This window comes from Algoriphagus marincola DSM 16067 (assembly GCF_000429405.1).
In the GTDB taxonomy this organism is placed as follows: domain Bacteria; phylum Bacteroidota; class Bacteroidia; order Cytophagales; family Cyclobacteriaceae; genus Algoriphagus; species Algoriphagus marincola.
Window position 1 is genome coordinate 163,561 of record NZ_KE386898.1, and the last position, 16,859, is coordinate 180,419.

At 42.4% G+C, this 16,859-nt stretch carries 13 protein-coding genes; 4 read left to right on the top strand and 9 right to left on the bottom strand.

Annotated features, from left to right (window positions below):
• The first annotated feature begins 154 nt into the window (after positions 1 to 154).
• The 3 genes from G457_RS0117730 to G457_RS0117740 all read left to right on the top strand — a co-directional run bounded on the left by G457_RS0117730 (position 155) and on the right by G457_RS0117740 (position 2,445).
• Complete coding sequence (locus tag G457_RS0117730) at positions 155 to 451, top strand: hypothetical protein (RefSeq protein WP_026947646.1); 297 nt, start codon at positions 155 to 157, stop codon at positions 449 to 451.
• 82 nt (positions 452 to 533) lie between these two features.
• Positions 534 to 1,697 (top strand): 6-bladed beta-propeller, encoded by a 1,164-nt coding sequence (locus G457_RS0117735; protein WP_026947647.1) that lies wholly within the window; start codon positions 534 to 536, stop codon positions 1,695 to 1,697.
• Entirely contained in the window at positions 1,687 to 2,445 is a 759-nt protein-coding gene (locus G457_RS0117740) for an SUMF1/EgtB/PvdO family nonheme iron enzyme (protein ID WP_051260904.1), read from the top strand. The genes G457_RS0117735 and G457_RS0117740 overlap by 11 nt, the downstream gene beginning before the upstream one ends.
• A gap of 623 nt (positions 2,446 to 3,068) precedes the next feature.
• Here G457_RS0117740 and G457_RS0117745 read toward each other — a convergent pair.
• The 3 genes from G457_RS0117745 to G457_RS0117755 form a co-directional block, all read right to left on the bottom strand.
• A complete protein-coding gene (locus G457_RS0117745) occupies positions 3,069 to 4,073 on the bottom strand; it encodes a 4-hydroxyproline epimerase (protein WP_026947649.1) in 1,005 nt (334 codons plus the stop codon).
• A 180-nt stretch (positions 4,074 to 4,253) separates the two neighbouring features.
• Positions 4,254 to 5,699, bottom strand: coding sequence for an aldehyde dehydrogenase (NADP(+)) (locus tag G457_RS0117750; protein ID WP_026947650.1), 1,446 nt, complete (start codon positions 5,697 to 5,699; stop codon positions 4,254 to 4,256).
• Positions 5,700 to 5,777: 78 nt separating this feature from the next.
• The gene (locus G457_RS0117755; RefSeq protein WP_026947651.1) at positions 5,778 to 6,668 is read right to left on the bottom strand and encodes a dihydrodipicolinate synthase family protein; all 891 of its coding nucleotides are present in this window, start codon (positions 6,666 to 6,668) and stop codon (positions 5,778 to 5,780) included.
• 160 nt (positions 6,669 to 6,828) lie between these two features.
• Here G457_RS0117755 and G457_RS0117760 point away from each other — a divergent pair, with 160 nt between their 5' ends.
• Complete coding sequence (locus tag G457_RS0117760; protein ID WP_026947652.1) at positions 6,829 to 7,695, top strand: helix-turn-helix domain-containing protein; 867 nt, start codon at positions 6,829 to 6,831, stop codon at positions 7,693 to 7,695.
• A 5-nt stretch (positions 7,696 to 7,700) separates the two neighbouring features.
• Here G457_RS0117760 and G457_RS0117765 read toward each other — a convergent pair whose 3' ends face one another.
• The 6 genes from G457_RS0117765 to G457_RS0117790 all read right to left on the bottom strand — a co-directional run bounded on the left by G457_RS0117765 (position 7,701) and on the right by G457_RS0117790 (position 16,857).
• The gene (locus G457_RS0117765) at positions 7,701 to 8,003 is read right to left on the bottom strand and encodes a DUF6922 domain-containing protein (protein ID WP_026947653.1); all 303 of its coding nucleotides are present in this window, start codon (positions 8,001 to 8,003) and stop codon (positions 7,701 to 7,703) included.
• 30 nt (positions 8,004 to 8,033) lie between these two features.
• Positions 8,034 to 9,461, bottom strand: a complete 1,428-nt coding sequence (locus tag G457_RS0117770) for a M20 family peptidase (protein WP_026947654.1) — start codon at positions 9,459 to 9,461, stop codon at positions 8,034 to 8,036.
• A gap of 196 nt (positions 9,462 to 9,657) precedes the next feature.
• Entirely contained in the window at positions 9,658 to 10,395 is a 738-nt protein-coding gene (locus G457_RS0117775) for a DUF5715 family protein (RefSeq protein WP_051260905.1), read from the bottom strand.
• 135 nt (positions 10,396 to 10,530) lie between these two features.
• Positions 10,531 to 11,256 (bottom strand): polysaccharide deacetylase family protein, encoded by a 726-nt coding sequence (locus tag G457_RS21905; RefSeq protein ID WP_051260906.1) that lies wholly within the window; start codon positions 11,254 to 11,256, stop codon positions 10,531 to 10,533.
• The gene (locus G457_RS0117785) at positions 11,249 to 13,024 is read right to left on the bottom strand and encodes a glycoside hydrolase family 9 protein (RefSeq protein ID WP_035484249.1); all 1,776 of its coding nucleotides are present in this window, start codon (positions 13,022 to 13,024) and stop codon (positions 11,249 to 11,251) included. The genes G457_RS21905 and G457_RS0117785 overlap by 8 nt, the downstream gene beginning before the upstream one ends.
• A 188-nt stretch (positions 13,025 to 13,212) precedes the next feature.
• On the bottom strand, positions 13,213 to 16,857 hold the full coding sequence (locus tag G457_RS0117790) for an ABC transporter permease/M1 family aminopeptidase (RefSeq protein WP_026947657.1): 3,645 nt from the start codon (positions 16,855 to 16,857) through the stop codon (positions 13,213 to 13,215).
• Positions 16,858 to 16,859 lie beyond the last annotated feature (2 nt).

The window sequence follows — 16,859 nt, forward strand, 5'->3', positions numbered from 1 at the left end:
GTTGTTAGTTTTTGATATTTTACTAGTTGTTTCCTTTTCGGCTGTTTCCTTTAATAGACTATTGTTTTTTTTCAACTATTCTTTAATATTAAAAAGCTAATTAGTTTATTTGGTAGGCGTCTTCTTTATTTTCTCAATTTTAAATTCCAAAAAAATGAAGCGAAAAAAAATTCTCAAGGTAAGTTTAGTTGTATTTATTTTGGCATTATTCAGTAATGGAAATAGTCCTTTTACAGTAAGTTATGCAAGCGCTCAAAGTTTAGCAAGTGCTGAATTATATTCATCTAAAAATGTCGTCTGTCTGATAGCCAAGCTTAAAATTGGAATAGACGTTAAGTCTGGATTTGAGTTCGTTGGAAGCGGAGGCTTTGAATTCAGCCTAGGCAGTAAGGATAAATGTAAACCGGGATTGATGGAAGAATGTACTGCCACTAGTTGCAGCAAAGCATAGATAAATTTAGAGGCTGGTGCAGAGGTTTCAGACTGATGCAAGAGAAATGGTCTGTTCAGCCTCTTTTTCTCTTATAAAAGATATGGCTAGAAAAGTATTAAGTTTTATTGGGCTAAGTATTCTTTTATTTTCCTGTCTGTCTCAAGATAAAACCCAAGAATCCGTCATTGATGTGGGATGGTCTATTGTCGAAGATAGTGATCGTATAGCGCTGCAAGATTACTATTCCCACAGCCACTATGTAGTTATTAGCATACCAGAAGAACAACCATTTTATACTGCTGATAAGATCCAGTCTGGAGATGGGAAATATTTTTTAGGTGATATTGATCTTGAAAATACTATCCTGATTGTGGATGACCAAGGACAATTTATCAGTCAAATCGAGACTGGAGGGAATGGTCCAGGGGAAGTCCCAAGGATGGAAGATTTTGTTTTCCATCCTGATCGAAACAGTTTGTTGATTTTGACGGGATGGAAGATTTTTGAGTTTAGCACCACAGGTGAGTTTTTGAATGTAATTTCATTGCCAAGCGGTGACTTGTTTCATTTTATTGCTTATGGCGGTGAGAATAAAGTTTGGCTGTACACCTTGCCTTTTCCTTCTGAACAATTGCCATCGGACGAATTCCGCATGCTCACGCTTTATGATTTGGATGATGATGAGAAAGTATACTCGTATTTAGAGGTTCCTGAAGGTCTTAGAGCCGAAGTTTCGGGTGAAAAAGAGTTGACTCTTCAACATGGGAGAGTCATACTGACACCCGCCCATGGATCACGAGCGTATTCCGTTTCAATTAAAGGAGATGACTCAGATTATGTGATTACGCGATTTTCTTCTTTACCTCAAACACAGAATTTGTTCGGGTTACAAGATCTAGGGGAATATTTTGAGAAATTGCAGGATGATCGCGGTATAGCCTTTCTAGATAATTATATTGATTCGGAAGAGTTTTCATTGTTCATGATGATTAAAGATGGGTTATATCCAAGATGGGGAGTCCTTGAAAAGCGTACAAACACATTGTATCTCACTCAATCCTTATTTGATTCCAACCTAGGCCTACCCTTACTCCCATATCTTGATGTTCAGGATAAAAAAGTTTTTAAGTTGTTAGACAGTGAATACTTCTACGAGATTCTGGAGCAAGATATAGATGGGCAGGTGAGCGGAAAACTGAAGGCTAACGTACCTCAATTAATGAATCAAGAAAACAAATTGTTGCTCTGTATCTATGAAAATTAGTTCAGTGATTTCGTTTTTATTTCTGGTTTTACTCAGGTGGGGTCACCATCAGAGCCATATAGAAGGCCCGTCAAAAATGGTATTGGTTCCCGGTAATGATGAAATTGAGTCCTTTTATATGGATCAGTACGAACTGACTATTGCTGAGTTTGCTGAATTTGTGGAGGCCACGGGTTATGTTACCGAGGCAGAAAAGCTAGGAGGTACAATGCGACTTAAGGGTGGTACAAATTGGGAGATTATTGAAGGTAAGGCCTGGAATAGGCATACTCTATTGGACGAAAACGGAATAGAAGAAACCTTAGATAAGATTCCGGAATTTAGAAATCATCCGGTAATGCATCTCGCCCCTAGCGACGTGCAAGCCTATGCAAATTGGGTGAACAAAAGGATTCCTACTCTCCAAGAATGGATGCATGCGGTGAAAGCAGGACAAAAAGATTATCAATATGCTTATCCTGGAGGAAATGATCTTCGCAAATTAGGTTGGTATGAGGGGAATACAGATAGTTGGTTCCCAATGGATGTAGGAACTAAAATGCCTAATGAATTAGGTATTTATGATTTAGTAGGAAATGCAGCTGAAGTAGTTCTTTTAGAAAAAGGTTCCCAAGAATTTCAAGTTCGGGGAGGTACTTTTTTTTCATCCAAAATGTTCCTTGAACCAGAAAGAAAAGCACCGATTGGTGCGGTTTGGAATAGACCACTTGATATGATTGGAATTCGTCTAGTAAAAGATGTCCAGTAAGTAGCTATGTCATCCTTCAGTCAATTGTACAAAGTGTTTGCATAGGGCCCAAAAATTAAATAAAATCTATGCAACACAATTTTAAGAGTTTCATTTTCACAAATCTGATAATGTTGACCCACCAGATGGTTTTGCAAAGCAAGAATTGCTTTGAGAATCGTGCGAATGCAAAATTTGGAATCGCATAGGCTCTCACCGCGTATTAGTCTCGTATCAACCCTTTGTTCTCTTTAAGTCAATTGGCTTATTCTATTAAATACAAAAGGAATGCGCAGCTACAACATTTATATCAGAAACTATGGACAAACTTTGTTCGAAGGAGCATCGAGCCTTGGGTTATTCCAGAGAAGCCTAGAAGTTTTCTTTCGTACTTTTTCCCTTTGAATCGTATCTGTAAAGTAGAACATTAAGACTCATCAATTTCTCCTAAAGGCTGCATGGGCTTTGTGGTAGGTAGTAAACTGAAAATAGCCCAACGATTCCTCCGCCGATGATGATGGTTGAATTCATTTTGTAGTAGAAAGTATCAAGATCCTAGTATCAAGAAAATAAAACTAGGGATTTGGAACATAAAGCGATAGGATTAACTGTCTAGTATCTTGTGTCTAGCATCTTGCTACTCCTCATATTACTTGAAATCCATGCACATAAGGATCGTCCTCATCCAAGATGATGGTATTGTATCCATAAACTTTCGCCCAACCTTCTATGCTTGGAATGATAGCGGGTTTTCCTGCAATCTCGCTAACTTCTTCGATTCTACCGATAAATTTCGAACCGATAAAGCTTTCATGGATGAATTCATCACCGGGTTTTAGCTTTCCTTTCGCAAACCATTGAGCCATCCTAGCAGATGTACCGGTGCCACAGGGTGAGCGGTCAATGGCTTTGTCTCCGTAGAATACTGCATTTCGGGCTGTGCTAGTCTTATCCAAGGTTTCACCCGTCCACATCACATGGGAAAGCCCACGGATTCTTTCATGCTCGGGATGAACAAAATCATAGCGTTCGTTCATTTTCACCCGGAGATTTCTGGCCATTGAGATCAGTTGTTCGGCTTTAAAATGCTCCAAACCGGGGAAGTTTTCCTGTGGATCGACTATGCAGTAGAAATTTCCTCCATAGGCGACATCGACATGAAGCTTGCCAAGTTCCTCAGTATCGATTTCCAGATTTTCCGCTGCCAAATAGCTTTTGACATTGGTCAGTTTAACTGATTTGACCTTTTTGCCTTCCTGCTTATATTCCACCAAGACTAAGCCTGCCGGAGCTTCCATTCGCAAGAAGCCTAGGGTTTTAGGGTAGATCAAACCCTCTTCGATGGCGATGGTAATCGTGCCGATCGTGCCATGCCCACACATGGGAAGGCAACCGGAGGTTTCAATAAAAAGAATAGCAAAATCATTATCCGGATCATGCGGAGGGAATAGCATGGAGCCCGACATCATATCATGACCCCGTGGCTCAAACATCAGTCCTGTTCGGATCCAATCGTAATTTTCAAGAAAATACTGACGCTTTTCCAGCATGGTTTCTCCTTTCAAAAAAGGTACACCACCGGAAACTACCCGTACGGGATTCCCACAGGTATGTGCGTCAATGCAAGAGAAGGTGTGGCGGGAGGGCATTTTAGGTAGGGTGGATTTTATTTTTTATGAAGTAAAGCTGAGATCAAGTTTTTTAATTATTAAGATAGCTGCGCAGATACGGTAAGATATGTCCGCTAGTGCGGACAAGATAACAGAGATTCGACTGTGTCTTGGCCGATTTTTCGGCCATATCTTGCGAAGCATATCTTTCAAATTATCTTATTTTTTAAATTCTCCATCTTCCATTCTCCAAATCCCCAATGGATTTCCATCTTTCAAGGCTTCCGGAAGTAAGTCCTGCGGCATGTCTTGAAAGGCTATCGGGCGGGCAAAACGCTTGATGGCATAGGCTCCCACAGATGTACTCCGGGCATCGGTCGTCGATGGGTAAGGTCCTCCATGCTGCATGGCATGACCCACTTCCACTCCGGTTGGTACCCCTTTGAATAGTAGTCGGCCGCACTTCTCTTCCAGTAGGTTGATCAGGAAAAGTTGATTTTGGAGTTCGGCTGATTCTGCCCAAAGGGTGATGGTCAATTGCCCGTGAAGGTGTTTGGCGATTTCTTGTAGTTCAGCCTCAGTTTCGTAGACCACCATCATAGCAAAAGCTCCAAAAACTTCCTGCTGGAAAACAGAGTCTTTCAACCAGTCGCTTGCCTTGATTTCTGCCAAAGCGGTACTCCCGTTAATCAAGTGTTGTGCATCGGCTACTTTGACCCATCGAAGTTCCTCTCGTGATTGTAGAAACTGTAGGGAATTGTAGTAAGCCTCTGCAATTCCCGGATGAAGCATGGGAGCGGAGGCGATATCATTCATTTCTTCAGCGATGGCTTTTTCGAATGCCGTTGCTTGTTCTTTTGGCACGAAAATCAGGCCTGGATTGGTGCAAAATTGCCCTACACCCAAGGTCAAGGAACCCACAAAAGCTTTTGCAAGTGAGTCTGTTTCATTTTTCAGCTTTTGAGGAAAGCAGAAAATCGGATTGACCGATCCCATCTCTGCGAATACAGGAATAGGCTCTTCCCGCTGATTGGCTAGGTCAAAAAGGGCCTTTCCACCAGTATGTGAACCGGTAAAGGCGACGGCTTTTGCCAAGGGATGCTTGACCAAAGCTTGTCCTTCGGCAATTCCACCTTCTACATGCGTAAAGAGTGCTTGGGGAAGATTGCTCTTTGAGATGGCTTGATGGATGCAGTCGGCTACCTTTTTGGAAGTTTCGGGATGAGCAGGATGCGCTTTGTAAATCACCGGGCAGCCGGCGGCCAAGGCAGAAATGGTATCTCCACCAGCCGTGGAAAATGCCAAAGGAAAATTACTCGCTCCAAATACGACCACCGGACCTAGCGGTGTCAACATCCGACGAATATCTGCTCGGGGCAAAGGTGTGCGGTCTGGCATGGCAGGGTCGATGGTGGCTTCTACCCAACTCCCTTCTTTGACCAAATTTGCAAAAAGTCTGATTTGACCTACTGTTCTACCCAATTCACCATTGATTCTCCCATCCGGAAGATTGGATTCCACGACGGCAAGGGATACGATCTCAGCTCGATTTGCTTCGAGTGTTTCTGCTAGCGTATTTAGAAATTCGGATTTTTCTCTTGAAGAGATGTTTTTATAGAAAAGAAATGCTTCTTGTGCGGCGTTGAATATTTGGTCGAGGTTCATTTGATTTGAAAATTTCAAGATTGAAAGATTAGAAAATTGCTATCCTTTGGTGGAGAAAGGGAAGCTATAATGAAATCCCTACAATTTAGGCTTTTTGGCTATGCCGGCGGTAATGATTCGTTCAATTCGTTCTCTCTCTTCTCCAATCAATGGAAGCCTTGGAGCGCGTACATGCTCAGAACCGATGCCACAATGCTGCTCGGCCAGCTTGATGTATTGGACGAGTTTTGGGTGAATATCGAGTTCGAGCAAGGGCAAAAACCAGCGATAGATTTCTCTCGCTTCTTCGATTCTCCCTTCCTGTACCAAATTGAATATCGTCACGGTTTCTTTTGGGAAGGCGCAAACCAAGCCTGCTACCCAGCCCACGGCTCCCATCAGCAACTCTTCCAAGGCTAAGGTGTCCACCCCACAGAGTATTTGATAGCGATCGCCAAAGCGGTTGATCATGCGGGTAACATTGGAGATGTCTCGGGTAGATTCCTTGATAGCTTGGATGTTCGGGCACTCTGCGAGTTCGGCAAACATATCCACAGTCACCAAAGTCTTGTAATCCACCGGATTGTTGTAAATCATCATGGGGAGAGCAGTGGACTTGGCGACCGTTTTGAAATAGGTGACGACTTCCCTTGCATCCGCAGCGTATCGCATTGGCGGGAGAATCATCAAGCCGGAAGCTCCGAGCTCTTCAGCTTTTTTAGCCCAAAAGAGTGCATCCTGCGTCGCTCCCTCCGCGATATTGAGGATGACAGGGACCTTTCCATTGATATGTTTGACTGTCTCTCGAGTTAGGGTGATTTTTTCCTCCTGAGATAGTACAGAGCTTTCGCCCAAGGTACCGCCTAGAATGATTCCGTGTACTCCCGATTCCAATTGGAAATCCAGGTTTTTGAAGAATAGCTCCATATCCAAACTTCCATCTGAATGAAATTTGGTGGTGACTGCGGGGAAAACGCCTTTCCAGTTCATAGTATTTTGATTTTTTACCAATTAGGGCACGAAGAATTTTATTCAAAAGTATAAGATGAGTCTAGGAAAATCTTTCACAGGATTAATTCACTCTGATACTATATTGATCATAATTGGTGTAAATGGAGTTTTTTTAGTGAATTTAATATTAATTTGAGATATGGCCAAGGTAATTTCCTTTCAAGTTCCAAAGTCCCAAAAAGAGTTTGTCCGCTATCAGGAGGATAGTGGAAAGATTTTCTATGACAAGCTTCATCAGCACCCGCTGTTTCAATTGACTTACATTATGGAAGGAAAGGGACAATTCTTGAGTGGTGACTATGTGGGGAGGTTTTCATCAGGAGATTTATTTTTTTTAGGTGAAAATGTTCCCCATGTTTTCCGAAGTGATCCGGAGTATTTTGAGGAAAATATTGATTTACGATCTGAGAGTAGGACTATTTTTTTTGATTTTGACGCATTGGGGCGGGCGATTGGAGACTTGGAAGAGCTTTCGTCTCTTCAAAAGTTTCGGGAATACGCTGGTTTGTGTTTTCAGGTGAAAGGAGGAACACAGGAAAAAATCATTGAATTGCTACAAGTTTTTGGAAAGTCAGCTGGATTGAAACGCTTTCAACTGGCTATACAACTACTAAGTCTTTTAGATGGGGCAAAGGACGATTTACTACAATTAAATCAAGATGGTCTTTTTCAGGGGCTTTCGGAGAAAGATGGCAGTCGAATGAATCGGGTGATGCAGTATTTGCTTGATCATCGTTACCAGAAGATTAGCCTGGATGATACGGCTTCCGTTGCCAACCTCTCGAAGGAGGCATTTTGTCGATATTTTAAGCTGCGAACCCGGAAGACTTTTACGCAGTATTTGCTGCAGATTCGAATCAATGAAGCACAGAAACTTCTTCAGGAGACCGATTTGGGAATTTCAGAGATTGCATTTCAGGTGGGATTTGAGAACCTGTCCTATTTCAATAGGAGCTTTAAGAAAATTACTGGCTTGACGCCAAGGGATTTTAAAATGCTTAACTAAGCAAGTTAGAAAGGATAGAGTTCGGGATTCAACTGTCTGAGTTTGTAGCATCTAAATTCTTCAATGGGTCTCTCAACTATTGCAGCTGCTAAATAGAGGGTTGTTTTTGACAAAAACTTAGCATTTAAAAGTACCTCCCGAATCATATCGTCTCCATAGTACCTACGACAGTTGCGGATATCGGGTACGTCGCCCCGTTCGAAAACCCGTTCGATGACAAACTTGTACTTTTTGTCATAATCCAGGTTTTCAAAGTTGACATCCCAGAAAATACGTTTATCAAAAACCGGTTTTTCTTTTTCGTTCATACCCTTCAAATTAATCAAAATTGGCTAAGCCTATTGCATTTCCTTGATCAAATGATAGGAAAAGGCGATGATCTCCTTGTAATTCTCCTTCCCGATTTTTTCATCGATTCCATGAAACCTGCTAAGACTCGTGGAGTCCATTCGAAGTGGATAAAAGCGATAGACCTCATCCGAAATCTCATAGAAATAGCGGGCATCCGTACCTCCTCCTATCATACTTGGAATCACAATCGTCTCTGGAAACATTCCTCGGATGGTTCTTTCCAGCGTTTTGTATTCCTCTGAGTCGATACCAGATACCGGAGAAGGATTGGTGGCAAACCCTTCAAGCTCTACCTTGACGAGATCCGATACGGTGTTTTCAATATGAGCCTTGACCGATTCGATATTCTCACTTGGGAGGATTCGGAAGTTTACCCGTGCCTCAGCCACGGTAGGGATGACATTGTCTTTGACTCCTCCGGAGATGATAGTCGGAGCGGTGGTGGTATGAGCATTGAGACCTTCAAGAATTGGCCCTTTGAGTAGCCAGGAATTAGCAAATGCCATTCGTAAGGAAAATGGTAACTCGGGTCCCAAATATTCAACCTGATAATCAAGCGGAGTTACCATTTTATAGGGCAATTGATTGTTTTCCAAGTCCACGATGGCTTGGGCTAAAATCCCGATGGTGTTTTCCCGTGGAGGCGCTGAGCTATGACCACCCTTTGTTTCAACCGTTAATTTGAAAGTAGCATATCCTTTTTCTGAGAGGTTGATGACAGCTACTGGTTTTTCGATGCCCGGAATTAGGCCTTCTGTGATAAATCCTCCTTCGTCTATGGTCATTGCTGCTTGGACTCCTTTCGACTTCAGGTATTCAGCCACTTTCGCGGCTCCGTTTACTCCTCCTATTTCCTCATCATGTCCGGATGCAATGTAGAGCGTTCGGGTAGGTTGAAAAGACTCCCCGAGTAGCATTTCCACCGCTTCCAATACTCCAATTAGGGTTCCCTTATCATCCATAGTTCCTCGACCAATAATATGTGAATCGGTGATTTGACCGGAAAATGGTGGTGCTTCCCAATTCATCAGAGTGGGCTCATCCACGGGGACTACATCCTGATGTGACATAAGAATCAGCGGCTTTTTGTCCGGGTCACTTCCTTCCCATTTGTAGAGCAGGGTGTAATCACTGATTTTCTCTAAACTCAAATTGGCATGAGTCAAAGGGAAAGTTTCTTCCAAAAAACGATGAAACCCTAAAAATTCGGCCGAGTCCGGAGGCGTATTTTCATTGAAGGAGATGGTTTTGAATTGGATGGCTTTGGAGAGGTTGTCATAAACCTTGTCCGAAATTGTTACTTTAGGTAGTGGGTCTACATCTACCTGCTTAGACCGCATTCTTAGGGTATTGAATAAAATAACGACTACTAAAAGGACTAATGCACCCAATAGGCCAAAAAGGAATTTTTTCATAGAAGTAGTATTTACCGGGAAGATCGAGAAGTTGAAATCGAGCATGACGAGAGCGACACACAGAGGGATGATTATGATTGTGAGATTCCATGTGGCCTTTGAAAATCAAATTATAAACACATGAAAATAGTCAAAAAAAATTTGGAAAAAGTTCAGATTGTCTCTGTTTGCTGGGGTAAAGTTGAGAAGAGAGGGTTTACCGAACGGTGACATGAAAGCAATTTTGCTTTCTTTCCTTGATCACATAGATTTTGCCTTGCTTTTGGAAGTGACTTAAGACCTTTTCCAATTGCTTTTGCTTTTTCCAATCCCAGGATTTCTCTCCATTAAATCGGATGTAGGAAATATCGAAAGAAAGTCCGTAGGAATGAGAGCTGTTTCCTTTGGTGGCATTTCGGTTTCTACGACCCAATTTCTTTTGCTGATCGATCGTGCGGGTGCCGGAAGTGACCGTAAAAAAATCTTCTTCTCCTGCGAGTGCCTGATAGGTCAGACCGATTTGCTCTAGTATTTTTTTTGCTTCAGGAGTAAGGTAAGGGTGACTGTGCGTGAGCTTTTCTACTTCATAGCCCTTTCCGGAGTTTACCTCTACGAGCGTCCCTTTCTCGACTAGTTGAAAAAGGCGCTTTTCGTCAAGTATCAGTTCAGTACCGTTTTTTTCTGCTGCAGAAAGGTGATTGGAGTAGGCATCTTTGCGTAATCTCGCTTTGAAAGAATTTAAATCCGGGACAATGAAAATATCCTCCGGTTTAGGCATCAGTTCGGGAAGCTCCAAGGGTTGATCCTCGAGCCTTGGAACCGGTTCACCCAAGAGAATGGCGTAGGTTTCAGAAAGTTGTTTTTTGATTGCCGGTCGGTAACTGACCATGGCAAGTGTACCAAGGGAGAAAAGTGTGAAAAAGGGAATTACGAAGAATAGGGTGGTTTTCTTCATCTAGAAGAGAATTGTATTTTTTTGGGATGACGCTGGAAGATAAGAAATGGATGAAACTGTGCCAAACCTTTATTTTTTAACGGTTCAGATCCTTTTTTTATTGCAAAGGCTAGGCCACAATCCCTTATGGAAATATTACAATCTTTGAAATGAATAACCTCTTCGCTTCAGTTCTTGGATCAAATCCCCGAGTTGATGATACAATTTGTCGGTGCGCTTTGGGCTTGTGCCCGGATGAATTAAAAGGTGAAAGCCATGTAATCCGGAGTCTTTCTCTTTTTCATAAATACTATTTAAAATAGCCTCACTGCTCAGATAATTTGGCATATCTGGAGTGGTATAGTCCGCATTGCTGCGGGTACCGGGTGTGAAATTGACCGTGATTTGATCCAATTCCTTGGCTATTTCTACCACCTCTTGATTGTGCCATTCATAGGGAGGCATAAAATAGTCGGGAAAAATATCCAAAGCATTCAGTTCGGTAAGGTTATCCTCGATATCCTTTTTGATTTCCGCATTCGAATGAAGCAAACTATCCTTTTTACTCCAGTCGCAATAGAGTAAATGCTTATCCGAATGAGCTCCTACAAAGTGTCCTTGCTGAGCTATTTCCCGAGTTAGTTCCCGGTGAGCTCGTATAAAATCACCTGTCAGAAAAAAGGAGCCTTTTACCTTATTTTGGGCGAGTACATCCAGTACCTCCTCAAATCCTTCGAAGAAATCATGTCCGGTAAAGCAGAGATAGATTTCTTTTTTGGAACTGTCAGACCGAATCAGCGCTCCTTCTTTGTCAAAAAGGCTTTGGCTAAGCGCAATTTGCTGAAAGAAAAACAATAAAAAATATAGACCAAGTTTACTCAAGGCTTAGGTATTTTAAAATGAGGAGTAATTCGGCCGAACCATCCAATGTGGGCTCATTGGTGCTGTAGTCCGCCCAATCATCCAGATATTTGATGTGCAAAGGCTGGAGGTGCGCATACTCATCCGGCTTGGAGGGGGTGATTCCAAGCATCTGCTGATGAATGGTAGACCAAAGCGGTCCATCGACCAAACTGCCCTTAACTGATTTGTTAAGAATCTTCCAAAAGGGCATATGCACGTCCACGGGAGTGTCGGCTTTTTCGGGTATTTCGGTAATCATACTACTAGACCAGGGATTGAGTCCTAGGAGCCAATTAACATGGTTTTGCAAAAGCGGTCGATACTTTCTTGATCCGGTCATTTCTTCGTAAAGCATCGCTTGTGTCGCCACAGCTGCAGCCAAATTATTGGAACACCAAATGAACAAATGTCCGACTCCGTAGGGGTTTTGATTGGCTCGGGCTTGAATTTTCTCCAGATTTTGTTCGTAATAATTCACCATTTTCTGCTTGTCTTCTTCATTGCCCACCTGCCAAAGTGCATAGTGCCCCATATTGACATAGGGGTACATTTCGTAGTGACTGGCACTGTCCCTTTCCATCCAAGACCAAGCAGCAATCAGATCTCCATATCGACGTGCGTCCTCTAGGAATTCAGGTTTTTTGGTCACTTTATACAATTTGGCAGCAGCCCATTCCATATCATCGGCCCAAGTATTTTCCTCATAGCGATAGGGCGCACCAAAACTATTGCCCTGCTGATATCCTTCCTGCTTTTTACCCATCCTATAAAGTGTATGAGCAGATTTCAGACAGCTCTGAGCAAATACTTCATATCCTTCGATTTGACTAAATACTTCATATCCTAAGGCCAAGGTAGCAGTCGATCTTCCGGCAAGGTTGGCGATTCCTGTGGCTTGGCTTTGGTATTGGGAAAGTCCTTGCGGCTCCCCTGTAGCAAAATAGGCAGGCCGAAAGCTATTTGGCCCCCAACCGTAATCTGCATTTTCCTCATGAGGGAGCTTGAAGCCTCGATGATCCCGATCATCGGCCACCTGATGGTAGAGTTCATTTGGACTCGGATGAAGTTTCAAAATCCACTCCAGTCCCCATTTTGCTTCATCGAGAATATCAGGGATTTGGTTTTGTCCCGGTAATCCTCTTGCATTGACCTGATCCATATATCCATCAGGGTCCATCTGATAGGCCATCAGTAGCCTTGCCGTGGTATTACTACTCGTGATTAGGTATTTCAATTGATCCCCAGCATCATGCCAGCCACCTGTAGCGTCGATTCGAGTAGAATCTGGTCGGATTCCAAAAAAGCTCAATCCATCCAATTGATGACAAAATTCTCCGGTAAAAGGATTGAATCCACAGCGTTGGGTACGAATAAAACTGACCACATCCTCCTGCCAGGCGGGATAGGGACCTATTTGAAAAGTTTGGCTTTTGATTTTGCCATCTTTGGACTCGAAATAATAGCTTCCGGCAGTGCTTACCTCTGAAAAGTCAAGACTGTAGTAATGGGAGAAAGGATGCCAGGCCTGTTCATGAAGATCGCCTTGGAATTCCTTGATAGAATCTCCAGATGAGTTTTTTAAGACCAAAATAGGCTTTCGCAATTTTTGGTCACTTAGAAGCAAGGCCTTTTTGGGCATGTCTGAGGGATAGCCTCCCAGGTTGATTCGAATGGTGGGGTTTTCCTGTGCAATGCTGCGGGAAAAACATAGAAAAGTGAAGATCCAAAGGATGAAGATTCGTTTCATAATGAGGGTTTTTGCTTCTTAATGATGTATAACTTTCCCAATTATAAATGCTTGTTCCGAGGCTGTCGGCCAGTACTATCCATAAACGGGTTTTATTCACCCTCAAAATAGTACTGAAGTAATTATAAAAAAATGCCCCCAAGAAGCATCCGACTTATTGGGGGCAAATATGGAAAAGCTGTTCGTCATTATTCGGTTTCTACCGTGACCGTATTGTCATCAGGAATTCGGTCGATCAATTTATTGTAAGGGTCGATACCTGCTTTGGCAGGTTCGCCTTTCACCCGTACTGTGATGGTACTTTGCCCGGGTTTGATCTTATGCTTTTGAATGTACAAGGGGTTCACTCGAGTTCGTCCATTTTCATCGGTATCATCTTCGGCAAAAACCCCGATGTCGATGTAATCAGCGTCGTATTCAGCATCTGATTCCCTTCCTGTTTCATCGGCATACAGCTTCTGAGAGCGGATATTCAAAGTGATGTCATATTCACCCTCAGCTACTTTGGTGGCTTTTGCCTCCTCGGTACGATTGTCATAAAGGGTGATTTTATTCCAAGTATCATCCAGGTAATACATCAGGCTATCAGGAGTTACATCTGCTAAATAATTATATAGATCTGAGCTTCCGGGGAATGGGGGTTCTAGCCTCAATCCAAAATCTTGATTGAAATTATACAAGGCCGAGTCCATAGCTTCAGGACCTATCAGATCTCGTAAGCCGTAAAGAATCAATGATCCCTTATAATACCACTGATAGGCTCGATTGCAATTGATGAAGACATTTTCCTTTTTGCTTTCATTGGATCTTCCTCGGAGGTAATTATCCAATTCACTTTTTAAGAATCGCTTCATATTATCCTTTCCATACTCTCTTTCTGTCAAGATCAATGCTGAAAATTCGGCCAAGGCTTCTGAGATCAAATTGGATCCGCGGGTATAGTTTGGAGTGATCTGATGTCCCCACCATTGATGTGCCAGTTCATGGGCAGTAACATAGTAGACATAATCAAAATCATTAGGATCTGAGAAGTTGGCTACCCACCCGAAGTTTTCCGAGAAAGGGACTGTATTCGGGAAAGACTGAGCAAATCCTGCATATCGTGGAAATTCCAACAATCGCATTTGGCGGAACTGAAAGTTGCCATAAGTCTCTGAGAAGTAAGTCAATCCATCCTTGTAGGATTCTAGAAAGCGATCGAGGTTATAAGTATGCTGCTTGTCGTAGAAAATCTCAATAGCAACTTTTTGTCCGTCAGGTAATTTTGCTTCATCCCGAAGCACTTCATATTCGGCAGACACAAAGGTGAAAAAGGCTTGAATAGGGGTGTCTTGAATATAATGGAAGTAACGTCGCCCATTTTCCTCCCATTCCCGCTGCAAATATCCCGGAGCTACTGCTATTTGTGAAGGAACAGTACTGACTACTGCTTCAAATTGTATGAAATCCGCATCATCAGCAAATAACAGCGTAGCCCTTCCCATTGGATCATCATGAGGAGGGAGGTCTTCTGGTTTGGGCGGTAAATCATACTTCTTTCGATCCTCATCTGATGATATTTCTGCTTGAGCATTATATCCAATCTCAGGGACTCCTCCGGAGAAGAAGGTACCGTTGTAGACGATTTCACGCTGATACCCCGAATTAGGAAATCCACTATATCCTGCTTTACTGACGATGGTGAATTGCAAGGTGTCACCCGGCATCATGGGTTTGGGTAATGCAGTGATTTTATACCATTCCCGCTCTGGCTTTTTCCCAAATATTTGAAACTTGTTAGGCTCATACTCTAATGGGAATCGATGATTAAGGGTATCCCCATCCAAAATCACCTTGAAATCACTTAGGGAGGCAGAATTGAAGTGAATCGAATCAATCGGGCTGTCGGTTTTGTTGACTAACTCTACTTCGGCTAGGAAATCGGCTCTGCGTTCCATCGGAAATAGATCTGCCTGAATATTGATTTTTGTGTATTTAGGCTGAGGAATTCCTTCATATTTTTTCAATTGCTTCTCATAGGCGACAGATCGTATTGTATTCTCGTCTGAGGTTCGGTAGTTGTTTTTGTAGACGACATTATTGAAAATGTACCCGCCGGAGACTAAAGCGATGAGTAAGAATAAGAATGAAAGCCTTGGAGCCGGCTTGGAAAGTCTTGATTTGGCGATTTGCCAGCGGCTTTTCCAAGTATTTTCTGTGCCTCTGCTGAAGAAAATGCTAAAGAATAACACTAGGAAGATTCCCCACGCTGTCCAATACAGGTTAAACCAAAACAAGGATGTACCGAAATGGCCCAGCCCATTCATATCACTCCAAGTGTATCCTGGCTTGTAGCTGTAGAAAAACAGATTGAAGTTATAATCTGCAAAGTTTCGAAGGATCAGCATCACCAGCCAAATACCAATAGCGGCCGCATGACCGGCAAACTTATTATTCACTACGACATGGACTGCAAAAACCAAGAGGACCATTTGAAGGTAGTCGGGTAGTGAGATCAGGTAGCTATCTATCAGATACACCTTTAAGTCATAATTGAAATAGCCCTTAAGTGTCTGAATTAGAATCCCAACAAAGATTGGAACAGTAGTCAGAATAAGGCAGATAAAGGCCATTCCCATAAATTTAGAAGTAATGATGACGTTGTCCCTTACTGGAAAGGTATCATTGATGATGGAGTAACCCGTAGACCTGTCTCGATGCAAAGCTTCACCGGTAAAAAATACAATGATGATGAATACAAAAAGATTGTAATCAAAGGTTTTGTATTCCATCAAAAAGGAAGTGGAGGGGTGGTTAGGAACGCTGTACAAAGTGATCCCGATCCAAAAATCAAGAATCAGAAAAATCAACCCGCCCAACAAAATAGATCGGAAGTAAACATCTTTGGTGATGTTTTGGACTTCAATTCTTGTTAAGGTTTTTAGGCTGTTCCACTGATACTTTTTCGAAAAGTCAGTGATGACATCCAGCTTTTTAAGGAAGTAGCTGGATTCCTCCTCTTGCTTTTCTTTGCTTTTCTTTTGTGAAGTCTGAAAGAAGTAATTAAAGCTAAATCGTGTATAAGCTGCAATGAATAAGACCAGACCTATGCCTATCCAAATAAGTCGATTAAGTAAAAGATTGCCTTCTAATGGAAGGAAAAAGCTGTTTTGCTCGTATGGGGTAAGGTAGCGAGTTTGAAGATCAAAGGTATTTACTCCAAAAGGATCAATGAGCTGTACAAGATCCTTGTTTTCGATATCCTGAGAGAGAAAGTTAGCCAGTAGGTAAATAATAAACACTACGATTCCGCCTGAATAGATCGAGCGGATATTTCGGGTAAATACGATCAGCGCGAAAAATAAAGATCCTGCTAACCATAAATTTGGCAGGAGTAAGGTAAGCCAAGGCTGGAAATAGTTGACCAAAAGATTGGGGCCGTATCGCTCTGCCTCAGTGCCAAAAAGAGGACCCAAAACACTGCCCAGGTAAATTCCGATAAGTGCACCCGTGGAAATGAACAAAAGGGTCACGAAAGAACCCCAAAACCTACCCATAAAATAACCAAACTTGCTGATCGGGTAGCTAAATAGGAAGGTTCCCGTTTTGTGTTCTAAATCTCTGTATAGTGGAACGCCCATAACCGCAGAGGCAATCAGGATTCCGAAAATTGAAATCAGAAGAAGCAGATTGGCGATGACAATGGGGGCATTGTGAAAGACTTTTTCGGAAGCAGGAGTATTGCCCGAACCTATAAGCAAAGCAGCGACGACTAGCAAGAGGAAGAAGTAAATCCAAGTTGCCGGTCTTCCAAAACGATATTTGAGTTCGAAAAGAAAGATATCCTTAAACATGG

What these genes read in the sequence shown, in the direction of transcription:
- G457_RS0117765 (WP_026947653.1), bottom strand. Translation starts at nt 8,003, where the DNA reads ATGAACGAAAAAGAAAAACCGGTTTTTGATAAACGTATTTTCTGGGAT.
- G457_RS0117745 (WP_026947649.1), bottom strand. Translation starts at nt 4,073, where the DNA reads ATGCCCTCCCGCCACACCTTCTCTTGCATTGACGCACATACCTGTGGG.
- G457_RS0117755 (WP_026947651.1), bottom strand. Translation starts at nt 6,668, where the DNA reads ATGAACTGGAAAGGCGTTTTCCCCGCAGTCACCACCAAATTTCATTCA.
- G457_RS0117750 (WP_026947650.1), bottom strand. Translation starts at nt 5,699, where the DNA reads ATGAACCTCGACCAAATATTCAACGCCGCACAAGAAGCATTTCTTTTC.
- G457_RS0117740 (WP_051260904.1), top strand. Translation starts at nt 1,687, where the DNA reads ATGAAAATTAGTTCAGTGATTTCGTTTTTATTTCTGGTTTTACTCAGG.
- G457_RS0117785 (WP_035484249.1), bottom strand. Translation starts at nt 13,024, where the DNA reads ATGAAACGAATCTTCATCCTTTGGATCTTCACTTTTCTATGTTTTTCC.
- G457_RS0117760 (WP_026947652.1), top strand. Translation starts at nt 6,829, where the DNA reads ATGGCCAAGGTAATTTCCTTTCAAGTTCCAAAGTCCCAAAAAGAGTTT.
- G457_RS0117790 (WP_026947657.1), bottom strand. Translation starts at nt 16,857, where the DNA reads ATGTTTAAGGATATCTTTCTTTTCGAACTCAAATATCGTTTTGGAAGA.
- G457_RS0117735 (WP_026947647.1), top strand. Translation starts at nt 534, where the DNA reads ATGGCTAGAAAAGTATTAAGTTTTATTGGGCTAAGTATTCTTTTATTT.
- G457_RS0117775 (WP_051260905.1), bottom strand. Translation starts at nt 10,395, where the DNA reads ATGAAGAAAACCACCCTATTCTTCGTAATTCCCTTTTTCACACTTTTC.
- G457_RS0117730 (WP_026947646.1), top strand. Translation starts at nt 155, where the DNA reads ATGAAGCGAAAAAAAATTCTCAAGGTAAGTTTAGTTGTATTTATTTTG.
- G457_RS0117770 (WP_026947654.1), bottom strand. Translation starts at nt 9,461, where the DNA reads ATGAAAAAATTCCTTTTTGGCCTATTGGGTGCATTAGTCCTTTTAGTA.